Annotated in this window: 11 protein-coding genes; 10 read left to right on the top strand and 1 reads right to left on the bottom strand. The window is 44.7% G+C overall.

The features are described 5' to 3' along the window. The first annotated feature begins 21 nt into the window (after nucleotides 1-21). From AAGA51_RS14655 to AAGA51_RS14625, 7 genes are all read left to right on the top strand, one after another. Nucleotides 22-1,029 carry a LacI family DNA-binding transcriptional regulator gene (locus AAGA51_RS14655; RefSeq protein ID WP_042488053.1) on the top strand — a complete coding sequence of 336 codons (1,008 nt, stop codon included), beginning with the start codon at nucleotides 22-24 and terminating at the stop codon, nucleotides 1,027-1,029. Between the two features lie 18 nt (nucleotides 1,030-1,047). Next, nucleotides 1,048-2,292, top strand: a complete 1,245-nt coding sequence (locus AAGA51_RS14650; protein ID WP_042488055.1) for an ABC transporter substrate-binding protein — start codon at nucleotides 1,048-1,050, stop codon at nucleotides 2,290-2,292. A gap of 63 nt (nucleotides 2,293-2,355) precedes the next feature. Then, the gene (locus AAGA51_RS14645; protein ID WP_042488058.1) at nucleotides 2,356-3,345 is read left to right on the top strand and encodes a carbohydrate ABC transporter permease; all 990 of its coding nucleotides are present in this window, start codon (nucleotides 2,356-2,358) and stop codon (nucleotides 3,343-3,345) included. 91 nt (nucleotides 3,346-3,436) lie between these two features. Next, nucleotides 3,437-4,243 carry a carbohydrate ABC transporter permease gene (locus tag AAGA51_RS14640; RefSeq protein ID WP_373279509.1) on the top strand — a complete coding sequence of 269 codons (807 nt, stop codon included), beginning with the start codon at nucleotides 3,437-3,439 and terminating at the stop codon, nucleotides 4,241-4,243. A 9-nt stretch (nucleotides 4,244-4,252) separates the two neighbouring features. Continuing rightward, nucleotides 4,253-5,602: a GH1 family beta-glucosidase gene (locus AAGA51_RS14635; RefSeq protein ID WP_042488195.1), complete on the top strand. Its 1,350-nt coding sequence runs from the start codon at nucleotides 4,253-4,255 to the stop codon at nucleotides 5,600-5,602. Beyond that, nucleotides 5,602-6,693, top strand: coding sequence for an ABC transporter ATP-binding protein (locus AAGA51_RS14630; protein ID WP_042488066.1), 1,092 nt, complete (start codon nucleotides 5,602-5,604; stop codon nucleotides 6,691-6,693). The genes AAGA51_RS14635 and AAGA51_RS14630 overlap by 1 nt, the downstream gene beginning before the upstream one ends. Before the next feature lie 76 nt (nucleotides 6,694-6,769). After that, nucleotides 6,770-9,181, top strand: coding sequence for a GH36-type glycosyl hydrolase domain-containing protein (locus tag AAGA51_RS14625; protein ID WP_042488069.1), 2,412 nt, complete (start codon nucleotides 6,770-6,772; stop codon nucleotides 9,179-9,181). Nucleotides 9,182-9,230: 49 nt separating this feature from the next. On the opposite strand, the gene AAGA51_RS14620 is transcribed toward AAGA51_RS14625, so the two are convergent. Further along, nucleotides 9,231-10,172 (bottom strand): aldose 1-epimerase, encoded by a 942-nt coding sequence (locus AAGA51_RS14620; RefSeq protein WP_042488072.1) that lies wholly within the window; start codon nucleotides 10,170-10,172, stop codon nucleotides 9,231-9,233. Between the two features lie 64 nt (nucleotides 10,173-10,236). Between AAGA51_RS14620 and AAGA51_RS14615 the strand changes: the two genes are divergently transcribed. The 3 genes from AAGA51_RS14615 (at nucleotide 10,237) to AAGA51_RS14605 (ending at nucleotide 16,885) form a co-directional block, all read left to right on the top strand. Then, nucleotides 10,237-13,314: a GH116 family glycosyl hydrolase gene (locus AAGA51_RS14615; protein ID WP_042488075.1), complete on the top strand. Its 3,078-nt coding sequence runs from the start codon at nucleotides 10,237-10,239 to the stop codon at nucleotides 13,312-13,314. Nucleotides 13,315-13,418: 104 nt separating this feature from the next. After that, nucleotides 13,419-14,435, top strand: a complete 1,017-nt coding sequence (locus tag AAGA51_RS14610; RefSeq protein ID WP_042488078.1) for a LacI family DNA-binding transcriptional regulator — start codon at nucleotides 13,419-13,421, stop codon at nucleotides 14,433-14,435. A 164-nt stretch (nucleotides 14,436-14,599) separates the two neighbouring features. Continuing rightward, a complete protein-coding gene (locus AAGA51_RS14605) occupies nucleotides 14,600-16,885 on the top strand; it encodes a glycoside hydrolase family 9 protein (protein ID WP_042488079.1) in 2,286 nt (761 codons plus the stop codon). The last annotated feature ends 12 nt before the right edge of the window (nucleotides 16,886-16,897 follow it).

The raw sequence follows: 16,897 nt of genomic DNA, 5'->3' as shown, positions 1-16,897 counted from the left end.
AAAAGTAGTATTGAGGTATCGGTGGCAACAATTAAACACGTCTCTGAGCATGCGGGGGTATCTCAGGCGACAGTATCCAGAGTAATTAATGGTACTAGTCGTGTGAGTCACGATAAAAAGCTAAAAGTCGAAAAAGCGATTAAAGAGCTGGGCTACCGTCCTAACTCTATCGCTCAGGCTTTAGCATCGAGTCGTACTGGCAGTGTGGGAATTGTTGTTCCGGAACTTGGTGGGCCTTTTTATTCGGGCATTCTTCATTGCTTGGAAGAGAACCTACGTCGCTTTGGCTACCATGCCATCGTGACAGCGGGTTCCAATACTGAACAGGGACAACGCGAGTCTGTAGAGTTTCTGCTAGGGCGCAGAGTCGATGCATTGATTCTCCATGTTCAGCACCTGAGTGATGATTACTTAATATCTTTGGAAGAGCAGGGCATTCCTGTTGTTTTAGTGAACCGCTTTATTCCAGAGATGTATCGAAGCTGTATTGATATTGATAACGAGCTGGGGGGAAAACTCGCTACGCAGTATCTATTACAGAAAGGCCATACCGAGATCGCTTGTATTACCGGACCTTTAGACAAATCTGATGCTCGAGGACGCTTACAAGGCTATCGAAGAGCCTTGGAAGATGCAGGGTTGGAGTATAACGAAGCACTGGTTTCTGAAGCAGGTTTTACTGAAGAAACAGGTGTTATCGCGATGAAGAAATTGCTGAAGAGAGACTGTCGGTTCACTGCGATTTTTGCGTCAAATGATCATATGGCGTTTGGAGCATTTGAGGTGTTACGGGAAGCCGGTTATTCCATTCCTGATGATGTCTCACTTGTGGGTTTTGACGATAACATTTTTGCTCGTTATCTCACTCCCTCTTTAACCACGATTAATTTTCCGATTGAGCAGATGAGCATTGAGGCAGTACAGCTCACTTTGCAAAAGCTTAACAAGAATAAGCAAGATGTGAATTTCAAACTCAACCCTGCGTTAGTAGTGCGAGATTCAGTCAAGGACATAACGAGTACCCTATAACTACATTAAGGATAAAGCATGAAATTTAAGACCTTAGCACTTTCGAGTGCGATTGCGCTGGGACTTGCTACAACGGCAACCGCAGCTGATAGCCAGATCCGTTTTGATGGTTTCCCTGATTTTGATAGCAGCTTGAAAGTACTGCTACCTGACTTCGAGAAAGAAACGGGCATTAAGGTTGATTACCTGATGAACAACCATGGTGACCACCACACTAAGCTAACCACTAACCTTGCAACAGGTTCAGGTGCTGGTGATGTAATCGTGGTGGATGTAGAGAAAATCGGTCCGTTTGTTGCGTCTGGTGGTTTAGTTAACTTGTCGGAAAAATATGGTGCAGACAAATACGCTGACCGTTTTGCTCCGTATGCTTGGACACAAGGCAAAGGTGCTGATGGTGATGTTTACGGTATCCCTGTCGATCTTGGCCCAGGTGTTATGTACTACCGTACTGATATCTTCAAAAACGCGGGTATCGACGTGAATGCAGCGATCAAAGACTGGGATTCTTACATCGATGCAGGTGAAAAACTAAAAGCGAAAAACATCCAGTTGATTGCTTCAGCAGCAGACGTAGCGCAAGCCATTATCTTTACCACAGTACCTGAAGGCGAAGGTCTATATTTCGACAAAGAAGGTAACCCAGTGGTCACTTCTGAGCGTTTTGTGCACGCGTTTGAAGTTGCGAAAAAAATTCGTGACAAAGGCTTAGATGGCAAAATTCTAGCTTGGTCAAACGAGTGGTATGAAGGTTTCCGTAACGGTACGTTTGCAACTCAGCTATCAGGTGCTTGGCTACTTGGCCACTTAAACAACTGGATTGCACCAGGAACTGCGGGTAAATGGGGCGTATCTCACCTACCTGATGGTATCTACGGCAGCTGGGGTGGTTCTTTCCTTTCTATCCCGACTCAATCTACCAAGCAAGATGATGCGTGGAAGCTAATTGAATACATGACAACTCGTCGTGATGTACAGCTTAAACACTTTGAAACTATCGCAGCTTTCCCTGCTAACGTAACTACTTACGATGATGCACTGTTCTCACAAGAAATGCCTTTCTTAGGTGGTCAGAAAGCTCGTTTGCTGTTTGCTGAAGTGGCGAAAAACATCAAGCCAGTCGCACCAGCGAAAGGTGACCACGTGGCGCGTTCAATCGTCCTAGAAAATGCACTGATGGAAGTGTTGGATGAAGGTAAAGATATCAAGACTGCGCTTGAAGAAGCAGAGCGCTTGATTAAACGTCGTACGCGCAATCTGTAAGCCAAAGTCGTTTTAAAATTTGGGAGGCGTTACTTACGCCTCCCTAGGTAAGAGGTTGTTACTATGAACCAATCTACAGGTAACTCAGTGAAAACATCAGGCGGCGAAAGCCTTTTTTCTCGCCTGAATTTGAAAGCGCTTACACCGTATTCGTTTCTGTTGCCGTTTTTAGTTATTTTTTCTGTATTTGGAATATTTCCGTTACTTTTTTCTGTCTTTTTGTCGTTTCACTCATGGAACCCTGTGGAAGGGTTGGGAGCGATGGAATATGTGGGAGTTGAAAACTACCATATCGCTCTGACTGACCCATGGCTATGGCGTTCTCTGAAGAATACTTTTTGGTTAGCGATTACCTCTGGCCTAGCTCAGCACTTAATTGCCATTCCAGTTGCGTACATTCTTGTATCAATGGGGGATAAGATCCGTCATTGGTTAACATCAGCGTATTTTCTTCCGTATATCACTTCTACGGTTGCGGCATCACTGATTTTCTTCAACATGTATTCACCAAACTCCGGCATCATCAACCAAACGTTGATAGCACTGGCAGACAGTTCACTGTTTGGTTGGGCATTTGCTTGGGTTAATGATTTCCAACCGATTCGCTGGTTGGATGATGCGACTTTGATTAAGCCATCTATTGCCATCATGGTGTTCTGGAAGTACACAGGTTTCAATATCGTACTGTACACCACTGGCTTAATGACTATTCCGAAAGATATCCTTGAAGCTGCCCGTATGGACGGTGCCAACGCACTACGTCGCTTCTGGAACATTTCACTGCCTATGATTCGCCCGTTTGTTTTCTTCGCAGTCACGATGACCATCATTGGTAACTTGCAGTTGTTTGAAGAACCGTTTGTGTTGACTCGTGGTGGCGGCGGTACTGGTCAGGCTGGTCTTACTATCTCTATGTACTTGTACAAGGTGGGCTGGGAATGGCTTGAAATGGGTACGGCGTCAGCTATCTCTTGGTTGCTGTTTGCTCTGATTGCAGCTTGTACCATGGTTCAATTCTTCTTCTTCGGTAAAAAAGGTTTGGGGGAGCAATAACATGACGACTCAATCTGTTACATCAAACTCGTCGTTGTGGGCTTCGATTAAGCCTAGCGATCGAGCGATTGAAAGTTTCACTAAGATCTTGATGGTTATTTTGGCACTTGTCCTGATTGTGTCAGCGATTGTGACTGTTTTCCCGTTCATTTGGTCTGCTCTGCTTTCGACACGTGACCGTGGGGAGATCTTCGGTACAGGAATCAGTTTTGCTATTGGTGACAGCCTCGCCATCAACTACGCCAAACTGCAACAGATCATGCCTTTTTGGCAGGCGATGTTTAACTCTATCTACGTTGCATTCTTAGGAACAACGATTTCATTGCTGTTCTGTAGTATGGGTGGATATGCGTTTGCGGTATTTAAGTTCCGTGGCAAAAACATTCTGTTTGGCATGCTGGTTGGTTCGATGATGATTCCGCCAGTGCTAAGCCTGATCCCGTATTTCATGATCGTTAAGTTCTTAGGCTTGCTGGATAACCATGTATCGGTATGGCTTCCGTTCACGACCACACCTTTTGGTATTTTCCTGATGCGTCAGCACGTAGTGGCTTCCATTCCGAAAGAGCTGCTAGAAGCGGCAAAACTGGATGGTGCAGGTGAGTTCAGAACGTATTGGAGCGTGGTACTACCGTTGATGAAACCAGCACTTGCGACTCTGGCTATCGTTCAGTTCGTCTTCTTCTGGAACATGTTTATGCAACCTCTCGTGGTGCTAATGACTCCAGAAAACTATGTAATTACTCAGGCACTACGAAGTGTACAAGGTATTCCTAATACTCCTTGGGGAGCAGTAATGTTGGGCACCACAATCTCGATTCTTCCTCTGGTTGTGACTTATCTCTTTGCGTCTAAACAGATGATTAGTGGCTTAACGTCCGGTGCAGTAAAAGGTTAAAAAATGACAATAAATAAATATCAGTTGCCGAAAGATTCGGCACTACTTACTCAAGATTTTGTTTTCGGTGTCGCGACGTCTTCTTATCAGATCGAAGGCGGTATTCATGAAGGCGGTCGTTCACCTTCTATTTGGGATACGTTTTGTAAGGTACCAGGCAAAGTAGATAAAGGTGACAACGGAGATGTTGCTTGTGACCACTACCACTTGTGGAAGCAAGATATCGAAATGATTGCAGACCTAGGTGTGGATGCGTACCGCTTATCGATTGCATGGCCAAGAATCCTTCCTCAAGACGGCGTGGTTAATCCTGAAGGTCTTAAGTTCTATGAGCAGATCATCGATGAGTGTCATGCTCGTGGTTTGAAAGTTTATGTGACGCTTTACCATTGGGATCTTCCACAATATTTGGAAGACAAAGGTGGTTGGCTGAACCGTGAAACAGCGTACAAATTTGCCGAATATGCTGAAGTTGTCAGCGCGCATTTTGGTAACAAGATCGATGTATATACCACGCTCAATGAACCATTCGTTGCTGCTTTCTTAGGCTACCGTTGGGGTCAACATGCACCGGGTATTAAAGGTGATAAAGAAGGCTATCTAGCAGCCCACCACCTGATGTTAGGCCATGGTTTAGCTATGCCAGTGCTAAGAAAAAATGCGCCTGAGTCCATGCATGGAATCGTATTCAACGCAACGCCGAGCTATCCGGCTACGGATAAAGACCAAGCGGCGGCTGACTACTGTGAAGCAGAGAACTTCCATTGGTTCATCGACCCTGTACTCAAGGGGCAATATCCGAGTGTTGTAGTTGAAAAACAAAAAGCCAATATGCCAATGATCCTAGCGGGCGACTTAGAAATCATGTCGGCACCGGTGGATTACATCGGTATTAACTATTACAGCCGCAGTGTTGCTCGTTTCAATGAGCAAAATGAGATTGAAACAATTAAGCCAGAAGGCGCTGAATACACTCACATCGGTTGGGAAATGTATCCGCAAGGCCTAACGGATCTTCTCGTAAGAATTGATCAGCGTTACGACAATGTGCCGCCTTTATACATTACGGAAAATGGTGCAGCTGGTAATGATTCAATTATCGATGGTGTCGTCAATGATGAACAACGTGTTCGTTATTTCCAAACTCACCTAGAAGCGGTTGATAACGCTATCCGCGCAGGTGTTCGTGTCGATGGTTATTTTGCATGGAGTTTAATGGACAACTTCGAATGGGCATATGGCTATGAACAGCGTTTCGGCATCGTCCATGTTGACTATGCAACCCAGAAAAGAACATTGAAGCAGAGCGCTATTGCGTACCGCAATATGCTTCTAGAGCGCGCCGAGGAGAACAAGTAATGGCTAAAGTAGAATTTCGTAAAATTAAAAAGTCTTTTGGAAATGTGGATGTCGTTAAGCACTTTGATTTCACAGTAAAGGATGGCGAATTTGTGGTTTTCCTTGGTCCTTCTGGCTGTGGTAAATCAACTACGCTACGTATGCTCGCGGGACTTGAAGACATCTCTTCTGGCGAAATCTATGTTGACGATAAGTTGATGAACAAGATTGACGCTAAAGATCGTGATTTGGCGATGGTGTTCCAAAGCTACGCTTTGTACCCACATATGACTGTGTATGAAAACATTGCTTTTGCTCTCAAGCTCAAAGGCATGAAGAAACCAGACATCGATGTGGAAGTTCGTAAAGCAGCCAAAATGCTGGAGCTAGAAGCGCTACTGGACCGTAAACCGAAAGAGCTTTCTGGTGGTCAACGTCAGCGTGTTGCGATGGGCCGCGCGATGGTACGTACACCGAAAGTGTTCTTGTTTGATGAGCCGCTGTCTAACCTTGATGCCAAGCTACGTGGTGTGATGCGTGAAGAGATCAAACAGCTACATCGTGAGCTGAAAACAACCACTATCTATGTAACTCATGACCAGATCGAAGCGATGACATTGGCTGATCGCATCGTGATTCTGAAAGATGGCTATGTGGCACAAGTTGGTACTCCAACGGAAGTGTTTAAACGTCCTGCAAACAAGTTTGTTGCTCAGTTCATCGGTAACCCGTCAATGAACATGTTAGATGCGAAATTGATTAGTGAGCAGAATGAATACTTTATTCTTTTGGGTGATGTGAAGATTCCACTCCCTGAGCGCTTTAAAGCGCATGCTTCTAAGAATCTTGCTCTGCACTTTGGCATTCGACCAACCGATATCCACTTACGTCCAGAGCAAGTCGATCATGACCGTGTGCTGCCGATTCCAGTCACTATCAAAGACAAAGAGTTGCTTGGTGCAAGCATCTTGCTGAGAACAGAAGTGAGCGGTCAACCTTTGACTGTAGAAACACAGGCAGCAGAAGTGGAGAGCAAAGAACAGACGCTTTACGTTGACCTGGATGCTATTCACTTGTTTGACGCGCTGAGTGAAAAATCACTGGCTCACTAGTAACCAGCCTAAATACAAGACCCAAGAATCAATTTAATAGTTAGCTCCCACACGTATGGGAGCTAAGGATAGTGATATGAAATTCGGATATTTTGACGATAACAATAAAGAATATATCGCCACCACTCCTTGTACACCGATTAAGTGGTGTAACTATGTAGGTACACTGGAGTTTGGTGGTCTGGTTGACAGCAACGGTGGTGTTGTTTTGTGTAAAGGTGACCCTGCGCTGAACCGCATCACCAAATACATTGCCCAACTGCCAAACTCAGACTTTAAAGGCTCTACAGTTTATCTGAAAGTGACTAACCGTGAAGGTAAAGTTGAAGTATTTTCACCTTTTTACACGCCAACATTAAAGCCGCTGGAAAAGTTCGAAAACCACACTGGTCTTTCGTACACAAAAATCATTTCAGAAGGCTATGGCGTTCGATGTGAAGTTACTATGTTTGTGCCTAAAGATGCTCCTGTGCTACTTGAAGACATCAAAGTCACCAACATAAGTGATGAAGAGCTGCATGTAGATGTTGTGCCTGTGTTTGAATTTACCCATTTTGACGCGTTAAAACAATTGGTTAACGCGGACTGGGTACCTCAAACCATGACTTTAAAAGCGCATCAACAAGCGTCTGGACATACAGTTCTAGAGCAGTATGCCTTTATGAAACGCGATTACGCGGTAAACCTGATGACGGCAGATCGCCCTGCGACCTCTTTTGATGGTGACCGCCAGAAGTTCCTCGGTAATATGGGTTATGGCAGCTGGGCTGCGCCTGAAAAACTGTTTACTGCTGAACTAGGTAATAGTGAATGTCTGCGTGGTGACAACATTGGCGCATTAAACTTGCGTTTAGGTTGGTTAGCACCACAGCAGAACGAACGTACCGTTGTACAGCTAACGCAAATGCCGAGCCTAGCACAAGCTGAACCTTTGCTTGCGAAGTATCGCGATCATCAAGAAGTGGATAAGGCGTTTGACGCTCTGGCTACTCATTGGGACAACTATCTTGCGGCAGTTCAGGTTGAAACGCCTGATCCTGCAATGAACTCAATGCTGAACATTCACAACCCGCGTCAGTGTCATACAACGAAAAACTGGTCACGCTATTTGTCTTTGTATCAGCTTGGCTACGGTGCTCGCGGCATTGGTTTCCGAGACTCTTCGCAAGACACTCTTGGTGTTATCACTCATATGCCTGAAGAAGCGCGTGAGTTTATCGAGCGTCTGCTTTCAGTACAAAACGTTGATGGCTCAGCGATGCACCAGTTCTTCCCATCTACGATGGAAGCGAACGCAGGTGACTCTCGTGAAGAAGAAGACCGCCCTGATTACTACGGCGATGACCACTTGTGGATTGTTTATGCAGTAACGCAGTACGTCAAAGAAACAGGTAATGCAGCGTTTCTCGATAAGCTAATTCCGTTCTATCAAAAAGATAAGCAAGGCAAACCACTTGAATCGGCGAGCGTGTGGGAACACTTATGCCGCGCGATTGAGTTCACTCGTGGTAATACTGGTCAACATGGCTTGCCACTGCTTGGTTTCGCTGACTGGAACGATACAGTGAACTTGCCAACAGGTGCTGAGTCTCTAATGGTTGCCAGCATGTACGGTAAAGCGCTACTCGATATGCTCGATCTCTGCCGCTTGCGTGGTGAAGATGACCGTGCCGCGCAATATCAGGCACAGTATGAGCAGATGAAGGCCATCGTTAACCAATGTGGCTGGGATGGTGAGTGGTTTGTTCGTTACTTTGACGAGCAGGGACAACCTGTCGGTTCTCATACCAATGCGCAAGGTCAAATCTATACCAATGGTCAAAGCTGGCCAGTAATTGCAGGCTTTGCAGAGCAAGAGCGCGCAACTCAGGCGCTTAACTCGGTATACACCAAACTCAATACGGCAAACGGCATTAAGCTTTCAACCCCTGGTTACAATGGCTTTAACCCGAACCTTGGTGGTGTTTCAACTTACCCTCCGGGCGCGAAAGAAAATGGCGGTATTTTCCTGCACTCCAACCCTTGGGTGATGATTGCTGAAGCGAAAATGGGTAACGGTGATCGTGCTTACGAGTACTACCGCCAAATCAACCCTGCATCAAAGAATGATGTGATTGATATCTTTGAATCTGAACCTTACTGCTACCCGCAAAACATTCTTGGTGATGAGCATCCGCAGTTTGGTCTTGGCCGAAACGCTTGGTTGTCGGGCACATCTTCGTGGACTTATGTTGCCGGAACACAATGGATTTTGGGCGTGCGTCCTGACATTGATGGATTGATTGTTGATCCTTGTATTCCATCTGAATGGAAAGAGTTTCGCGTTAAACGCCAGTTCCGTGGTGCTACCTACCATATTCACGTAACCAACCCAGACAAAGTAAGTAAAGGTGTGGCTGAGTTACGCGTGAATGGTGAAGTCCTAGCAGGGAACAAAGTGCCAGTGTTTACTGAAGGTGAACATCAAGTAGAGGTAAGACTCGGCTAGTGAATGAGGGGAGCATTGCGCTCCCCACTTTTTGAACTCGCCAATAGAACTAGATAAATGTGGCTTGGCATTGCCACTCAAATTGAACGGTTTCCTCTGGAGCCAGCTCCAGTAGACCAATGTGATTATTGAATGCATCAGCAGGGCAAGTCATTGGCTCAATCGCAATACTAGTCTCTGAAGGAGGCGTGTAGAGTTGCACGAACGAATAGCCCTTGCCTTGGTTGAACTGCAAAGAAGCGCTCTTGTCATCACGTATCAGTTCAAGAGTTTGCTCTGATGAGTCACTGAACTGGTAGCAGTTATTGAGGTTCACTCCTTCCAATGAAGTTGGAGTAGAGAAGACGTTGCTAGAGAGATATTGCCCGCTAGGTAAATCGTGTTGGTGTTCGAGCTCGGTATGAGCCGCCATAGTGAGCTGACAATGTTTGAGGTCACAGCCGAGAGAAAAGTAGGGGTGCCATGCATCTCCAAATGGGAAATGTTCGGTACCTAAGTTGGTAATGGTCGTATTGCAGCTTAAGGTTCCTTGATAATCAATCCGATAACGGACATCAAGACGAAACGCGAAAGGATACCCATCCGCTAATTTAGTGGTTTCAAAGCGAAATGTGGCCTCGGCGTATTCACTATTGGCTTCATGCGCGACCAGTTTAAAAGGTTGGTTATAGAGCAAACCGTGTACTGCATGCTCAGACCATGGAAAGTTGGCTGCCAGTGTGTAATCACGTTGTCTATAGCGGTATTGGCCTGCTTTTAGGCGATTTGGAAAGGGGAAGAGCTTTGCGCTACGTGAAAAGAAAGGATGAGATTGAATTAAATCTTGACTGTCTTGGTATCCCACAATAAATGAAAATGGACTGTGGTTAACTCGATATTGATTAATGATAGCACCGAAGTCTTGAATAATATCGACTTGAATTCCAAGTTCAGAGTTTAATATGGTTGTGGAATTGAGTTCCCCAAAATTGTTTTTAATTGATTTAAACATAAATATTCTCCTTTTTTTAGATATTAAAGGATGAGTTTAAATATTCAATATTGGATTTGAAATTATGATAAATAAAATTCCATATACATCGTATTCAGGTCAAGCGGGTGCATTATGTAGTAAAGGGAATGCCGTTGAGTTTCTTCAGCCTTGGTATACCCCGATCTCAACAACTCCTGCTAATACAGGGATGGCTGTGGGTGGTATAGGGTCGACATTTACCTTAACCCCGCAAGGTAACACCCCAAACTTTAGCTTCATTCCAGGCATATTCGTTGATTGTGAACATGAAAGTATTCACTTTAATGACTTTTATTTTTCTGTGATGGATGAACACTCTCTGGATAATTTGGATATACCAAATATTGGTGAGTTTTTACTGTTCTTAAAATATTATCCTGCTGATTTTTCTTTTGATATTTCTCATGCCAATAATAAAGGTTCTATTCTTTTTGGAATAAAGGGTTGTTTGCGTTCAGGCTTGTTCTATCTAAATAATAAATCCAACTTTGAACGTTGGCAGATTGAATTTTCCGATAAAACCCAACAAGCGATCACCAAGGATCCTTCTAGTCTTGAAACCCAGTTGCTTGTTGTGATCGATTTCTTCAATGGTTTATTGATAAACAACTCGGCACGAGCTCTGTCGCTGACGGCTAATAATGGTTCAAGCGTTGAATCTATTGATCCAAGCAACATAGAGTACCGTGCTCTTTATCCGATCGCAGAGTTCGAATATCGAGGGCTTGAGTCTGTTGCGCTAACGCGTCAGGTCATTTCACCTATTGTGAAAAACGACCAAATGCTTTGTAGCTTGCCGATGCACTGGAACCACTTCGAGATGAGTAACCGTAGTGACAAAACTCAGCTTGTCACCTTGGTTCAACCGTTACGCAATTTGATTGGTTCAACCTATAAGAAAGCACGTGAAGGTGTGCAAGATTCTTGTTGTCACTTAGTTCAAAATGCCATCAGCCAACAACATCAGCCAGTAACTATCTCTGGTGCTGGTTTTGAGTTCCATGGCGTGAGTATGACATCGAACTCACCTTATGATGGCGATATCTCAGGTGAGGTCTTGTATGGCGTGCATACCCAATTTGAAGGGGTAACGGCTGAGCAAGTAACGGTGACCGTCAAACCACAGGTCTACTGCAGCAAAGCGGATCAACAAGTTGAGCGAGCATTAAAAACAGGCCGCACCAATGCGCATTTTGATCGTGGTATCTATAGTGGTCGAGAGCCGTTAAGTGCTTTGGTCTGTGTGCAAGTGACTCTTAAACCTGGTGAGACGATTGCACTTCGATTTGCTCAAGTGATGGATCACAGCAAAATCTTATTGGATGGTTGGGAAAGTGAAAAAGCTTATGTCCGTTACTTAGAGGCTCAATCGCGAGCCCAATCTATTCTCAACCAGACTTTACCGAGACTGAGCGAGATAGAGCAAAACATTATCAGTCAGCAGCGCGAGTTCCTTGATAATGCCAGCCAAACCTTTGTTGATAATGACAGTGCGCTTCGTTTCGCCACCATGGCGATGAACAGCTTGTCCTTCCTCGCGGAATCTACGGTATGGGATAAGGAAAATGTACTTCTGGTGAAAGAATGTGTTGATTACCCATTTTTTAACTCACTAGATGTGTATTTCTACGGTTCATTTTCTCTGCTCTATCTGCTTCCAGAGCTTGATGGCTGCGTAATGAAACACTTTGCCAAAGCTATCTTAAACAGTGACGAAAAGCTGCGACGCTACTGGGAATATGAAGATAAGCCTTATGCGGAACTGGTGGACGAGAAATATCAGGGAAGCAGAGCAGAACGTGGGGCGGTCATTCACGATCTGGGCAGTCCATTTGATATTGAGCCTGATGCTTACAGCTGGCATAACGTCAAAGAGTGGAAAGACTTAGCGCCTAAATTCATTCTGATGGTGTATCGCCACTGGCAAAAAACGGGCGACCGCGAAGTGGTTGAAAGTTGTTGGTCATCTGTGAAAGAGAGTATCGATTACCTGACCAATCTTATTGAAGATGGAGACACTCTGCCTTTGACCCGCGGTACTGATGATACCTTTGATAATCTTGCTTCTCATGGTGTTTCAATCTACTGTGGTAGCTTATGGGTAGCAGGGTTGCGCGCAGCAAGTGAGCTGGCGTTGTTAGTCGGTGAGGAAGAGCTGGCTCAGGGTTATACACAACGTTCTAAGGATGCTCTTGAAACACTAGAGCGCGGACTTTGGGACGAGCAAAAAGGCTACTACCATTTCTTCATCACACCAGTACAGGCTAAGCATTTAACCGGAAACGGTTTCGAATCACTTGAAAAACTTGGCTTAACGCTGACAGGTAATACCGTACATGATGCTAACTTGGTCAACGCTTATTTAGATGCTTACGACGTAGAGAGTAGTATCAGCAAGCGAGACCAACGTTTGGCTAATAAACAACGACTGATCGAGCTAGCGCCGCAAGCATTCAGTGCTGAATTTGCCAAGTTGGAAGCGGATTCCGACAACAGTTTTGGTGACGCACTATTGGCGGACAGCTATCTGAAGCTGGTCGATTTACCGGGCTTGTTTGATTCATCACGCATTGAACGTACGCTAGATTTTATCTATCAAACCAACTTTATTACCAACAGTCCTAAATTGGGGGTTGCGAATATGACGCTGGCAGATGGTAGACCTCACGATGCGTTTCAGGCGCAAGATGTTTGGATTGGCGTTCAGTTTAGTGTTGCGACTGCACTGCGTCTTGCGGGTAAGCAAGCGCAAGCAGAGCGATTGATGGACGCGGTATATCAGGCACTTTATAGCATGGCAAAAATTCCTTTCGCTGCTCCGGAAGGGTTTAACTGTTCTGTTACTGTAAGCGACAACGATATTGCACAACACTTTGACCTAACGTCAGAGATGGCGAGTGAGTTGTTATTGCACTTACAGAAGGTTGGTCACTTGTTTGCTGATGGTCGGGTGAATCCAGAGCTGACTCAAAACATTGAGGAGTTTGCGCTGAGTTTGTCCAACTTACCTTCAAACGTCGACTATCGTGAACTCCACATTTGGTTGTTGAGTACTGGTTTGAAATACACAGCCGGACGCTATTTCCGACCTGGAATGATCTACGCCTATCTCTATAGATAAAGTGATTAGGTAGTTCAAAGGTGGAATATGTGGGATTGAGTGTAAAAGCCAATCCCACTTTATACTTCATATACTTATAAAAATAGAACGAGGGGGTAAGTCTTATGACCAACAAAAAGAAAAAAGCTCCAACTGTTTATGATGTAGCAAAATTGGCTGGCGTATCACCCAGCACTGTTTCACGCTTTTTGAACCGAACTACCTATGTTGCGGAAGAGAAGAGTCATAAGATCGAACAAGCCATCACCACTCTTGGCTACAAGCCAAACTTCCAGATGCAGCAGGATAAAAGTCGTCGCTCTATGACGATTGGTGTCCTAGTTCAGCATCCTGACAGTCCTTACACCAGTAGCATTCTCAATGATATGGAACGAGTTCTGTTGGCACAGGGCTATTCTTTAGTGCTGGCGACCGGGCATTGGCAGAACAAGCTGGAGATGCATGCGCTTGAATACTTAATGAAATGCTCAGTTGATGGCTTGATCATCGTGACTGGTAGCCTAAGCGAACAAATGATTTTGAAAACAGCAGAAGCGATCCCTGTGGTGGCTGTGGGTTATAACATCGAGGGCGAAAACATCCGTTCACTCAATTTGGACAATGTCATGGGTGGCTATATTGCAACGTTGCACTTGTTACAACTCGGTCATATGAACATCGCTCATATTAAAGGGCTAGAGAGTCAACCAGACTCAAGAGCACGTCTTAAAGGCTATAAAAAAGCTTTGCTTGAAGCGAATATCAAACCTAATCCTAAGCTAATTAAGCAGGGCGATTTTAGATCTGAAACCGGCTATAAAATGACGGTGGAATTAATCGAATCAAAAGTCCATTTCTCAGCACTGTTTGCAGCCAATGACCAAACGGCTTATGGCGCGATCAAAGCGCTGACTGACCATGGTTATAAAGTACCAGAAGATGTCTCGGTGATTGGGTTTGATGATTTACCCGTTTCACAATATTTCACACCGGCATTGACCACTTTGCGCCAGCCAATAGAAGAAATTGGTGCTTTATGTGCGAGATCTATGCTGAATTTGCTTTCCGGAGAGCGACACGAAGTCAGATTACCTCCGATTGATCTTATCGTTCGTCAGTCTACCAAGTCGATTTATCGATGAGATTTTCTTGAAACAGATTCATACGCTCAGAGGCAAGTGTTAGTAGTATCACGAAGGTAAAAATAGGCATTTTTAGAGCATTTTTTTTGTGCACAGACATCAAACTATTCGCTATGAAATCGCTTACTTTCACAGTGTTGTAATTCATATGTCTAGGAGTAACTATGCACAAATTCAAACTCTCAATGGCAACCATACTGATTCTTTCATCGTGTTCTGTTTATGCAAATGAGCAGCTTATTAACGGTAAATTTGACGGTAGTATGGATGGCTGGTGGAATGCTGGTGCAGATGTAAAAATCAATAATGGCGAAGCGTGCGTCGAAATTAGAAATCCGGGTGAAAACTCGTGGAATGTAATTTTAGGCCAAGGCGGCATTGGTTTAGCCAATAACGCAGATTATCAGGTTTCATTTGATGCGTACGCGACTGTCGACACTCAAATGAAAACGCTGATCCAGCATGAAGGGCCTCCTTACACGCATTACTTTATTGATGAAACAAAGGTCTCGACTCAGAAGAAGAGCTATAAGTTTAACTTCAATCATGATGTTGAAAGTGATGCGAAGACAGAATTCCAGTTCCAAATGGGCGCACAGAAAGTTGGCACTATATGTGTCAGCAATGTGTCGATTCTTGGCGAACGATACATCGAAGAACTAAAGACCAGCTCTGTTCGCGCCAACCAAGTTGGTTACCTTCCTCAAGCCGATAAGTTTGTCTTTGTCGCTAATGAATCTAAAGAGCCCTTAAAGTGGGTGCTAACCAACAGCAGTAATATCAATATCGATTTGGGCAGAACTGAAGTTTTTGGTCTTAACAAGGCTTCAGGTGAGTTTATTCACCGTATTGACTTATCAAACTACAAATCGGATATGAGTGGTTTGAAAGTGAAAGTTGGCGAAGACGAGAGCTTCCCATTCAGCATCAACAAAGATATCTACAACCAGTTGAAATACGATGCATTGTCTTATTTCTATCAAAACCGCAGTGGTATCGATATCGATAAAGCTTTGGTACAGCGTGACGATTTAGCTCGCCCGGGCGGTCATATGAGCGATGTGGTGACCTGTTTTGATAAGACGGACAGCTGGGGCAATAAATGGCCTGGTTGTGATTTTACGGTCGATGTAACCGGTGGTTGGTATGACGCAGGCGACCACGGTAAGTACACAGTGAACAGCGGTATCTCAACCTGGACTCTGTTGAACTTGTTTGAAAGAGGTAAATGGTTAGATAGTGCACCTATTCCTTTTGCCGAAGGGAAGGTGAAAATTCCTGAAGCTGGAAACGGTGTGAATCCTTTGTTGTCTGAAGCTCGTTGGAATATCGAGTTCATGTTGGCGATGCAGAACCAAAGCGACAAACCTGTCGCTGTTCCTGTTGGTGACCAGTCTGGAGACAAAACACTTAAACTGACGAAGATTGACGCAAAAGGTATGGCTTTCCATAAAGTTGCTGATGAAGCTTGGACAGGTATGCCGTTGCCACCTCATATGGACACCCAAAAACGATATGTGGGTTACCCAACGACAGCTGCAACGTTGAACTTGTCTGCGATTGGTGCTCAATGTGCCCGTATTTGGAAAGAGATTGATCCTAAGTTTTCGAAAAGCTGTTTGAATGCGGCACAAGAGGCTTGGGAAGCGGCGAGCAAAAATCCTAATATTCTTGCCTATGATAACTTCACTGGTTCGGGTCCTTATGATGATAAAGAGCTTTCAGACGAGTTCTACTGGGCTGCAAGTGAACTTTATATCACCACAGGTGATAGCAAGTACCTTAAAGCACTGAAAGCTTCGCCTCATTATCTAGAGACTCCAAAAGGCAACATTGAAGCTGATGATGAAATGTTCTGGGGGTACACAGCACCTTTAGCAACGATAAGCTTGGCGGTTGTTCCTAACGGACTGGGTGAAGAGCAGATTAAAGTAGCAAGAAATAACCTAATCGCTACCTCTAATAATTTTGTGGGGCAGATTGAGAATGAGGGTTACCACATTCCTTACACGGTAGAAGAGTACCCATGGGGATCGAACTCAAGCTTTGTGAACCGAGCTATCTTCTTAATCTATGCGAATGATTTCACTGGCGATATTAAGTATGTGAAAGCGGCTGCAAATGCGATGGATTACTTACTTGGCGCTAACCCAATGAACCTCTCTTACATTACAGGTTACGGTACCAACGCTGCTAAGAGCCCTCATCACCGTTTTTGGGCACATGCCGCTGATGAAAACTCACCAGAACCAGCACCTGGGGCGCTAGTGGGTGGACCAAACTCAACAAGTTACAGCGATCCTGTTGCTGCAACGCTGAAGGGGTTATGTGTGGGTCAAACCTGCTATAGAGACAGCATTAATGCGTGGTCGTTCAATGAGATCACGATTAACTGGAATGCGCCTTTAGTTTGGGTTGCTTCTGCTTTGGATGAAGGAAAGCTAAATTAATTTGTTTGTCTT

The organism is Vibrio diazotrophicus (assembly GCF_038452265.1).
GTDB classification, from domain to species: Bacteria; Pseudomonadota; Gammaproteobacteria; order Enterobacterales; family Vibrionaceae; genus Vibrio; species Vibrio diazotrophicus.
This window is presented reverse-complemented; position numbering and strand designations above follow the sequence as displayed.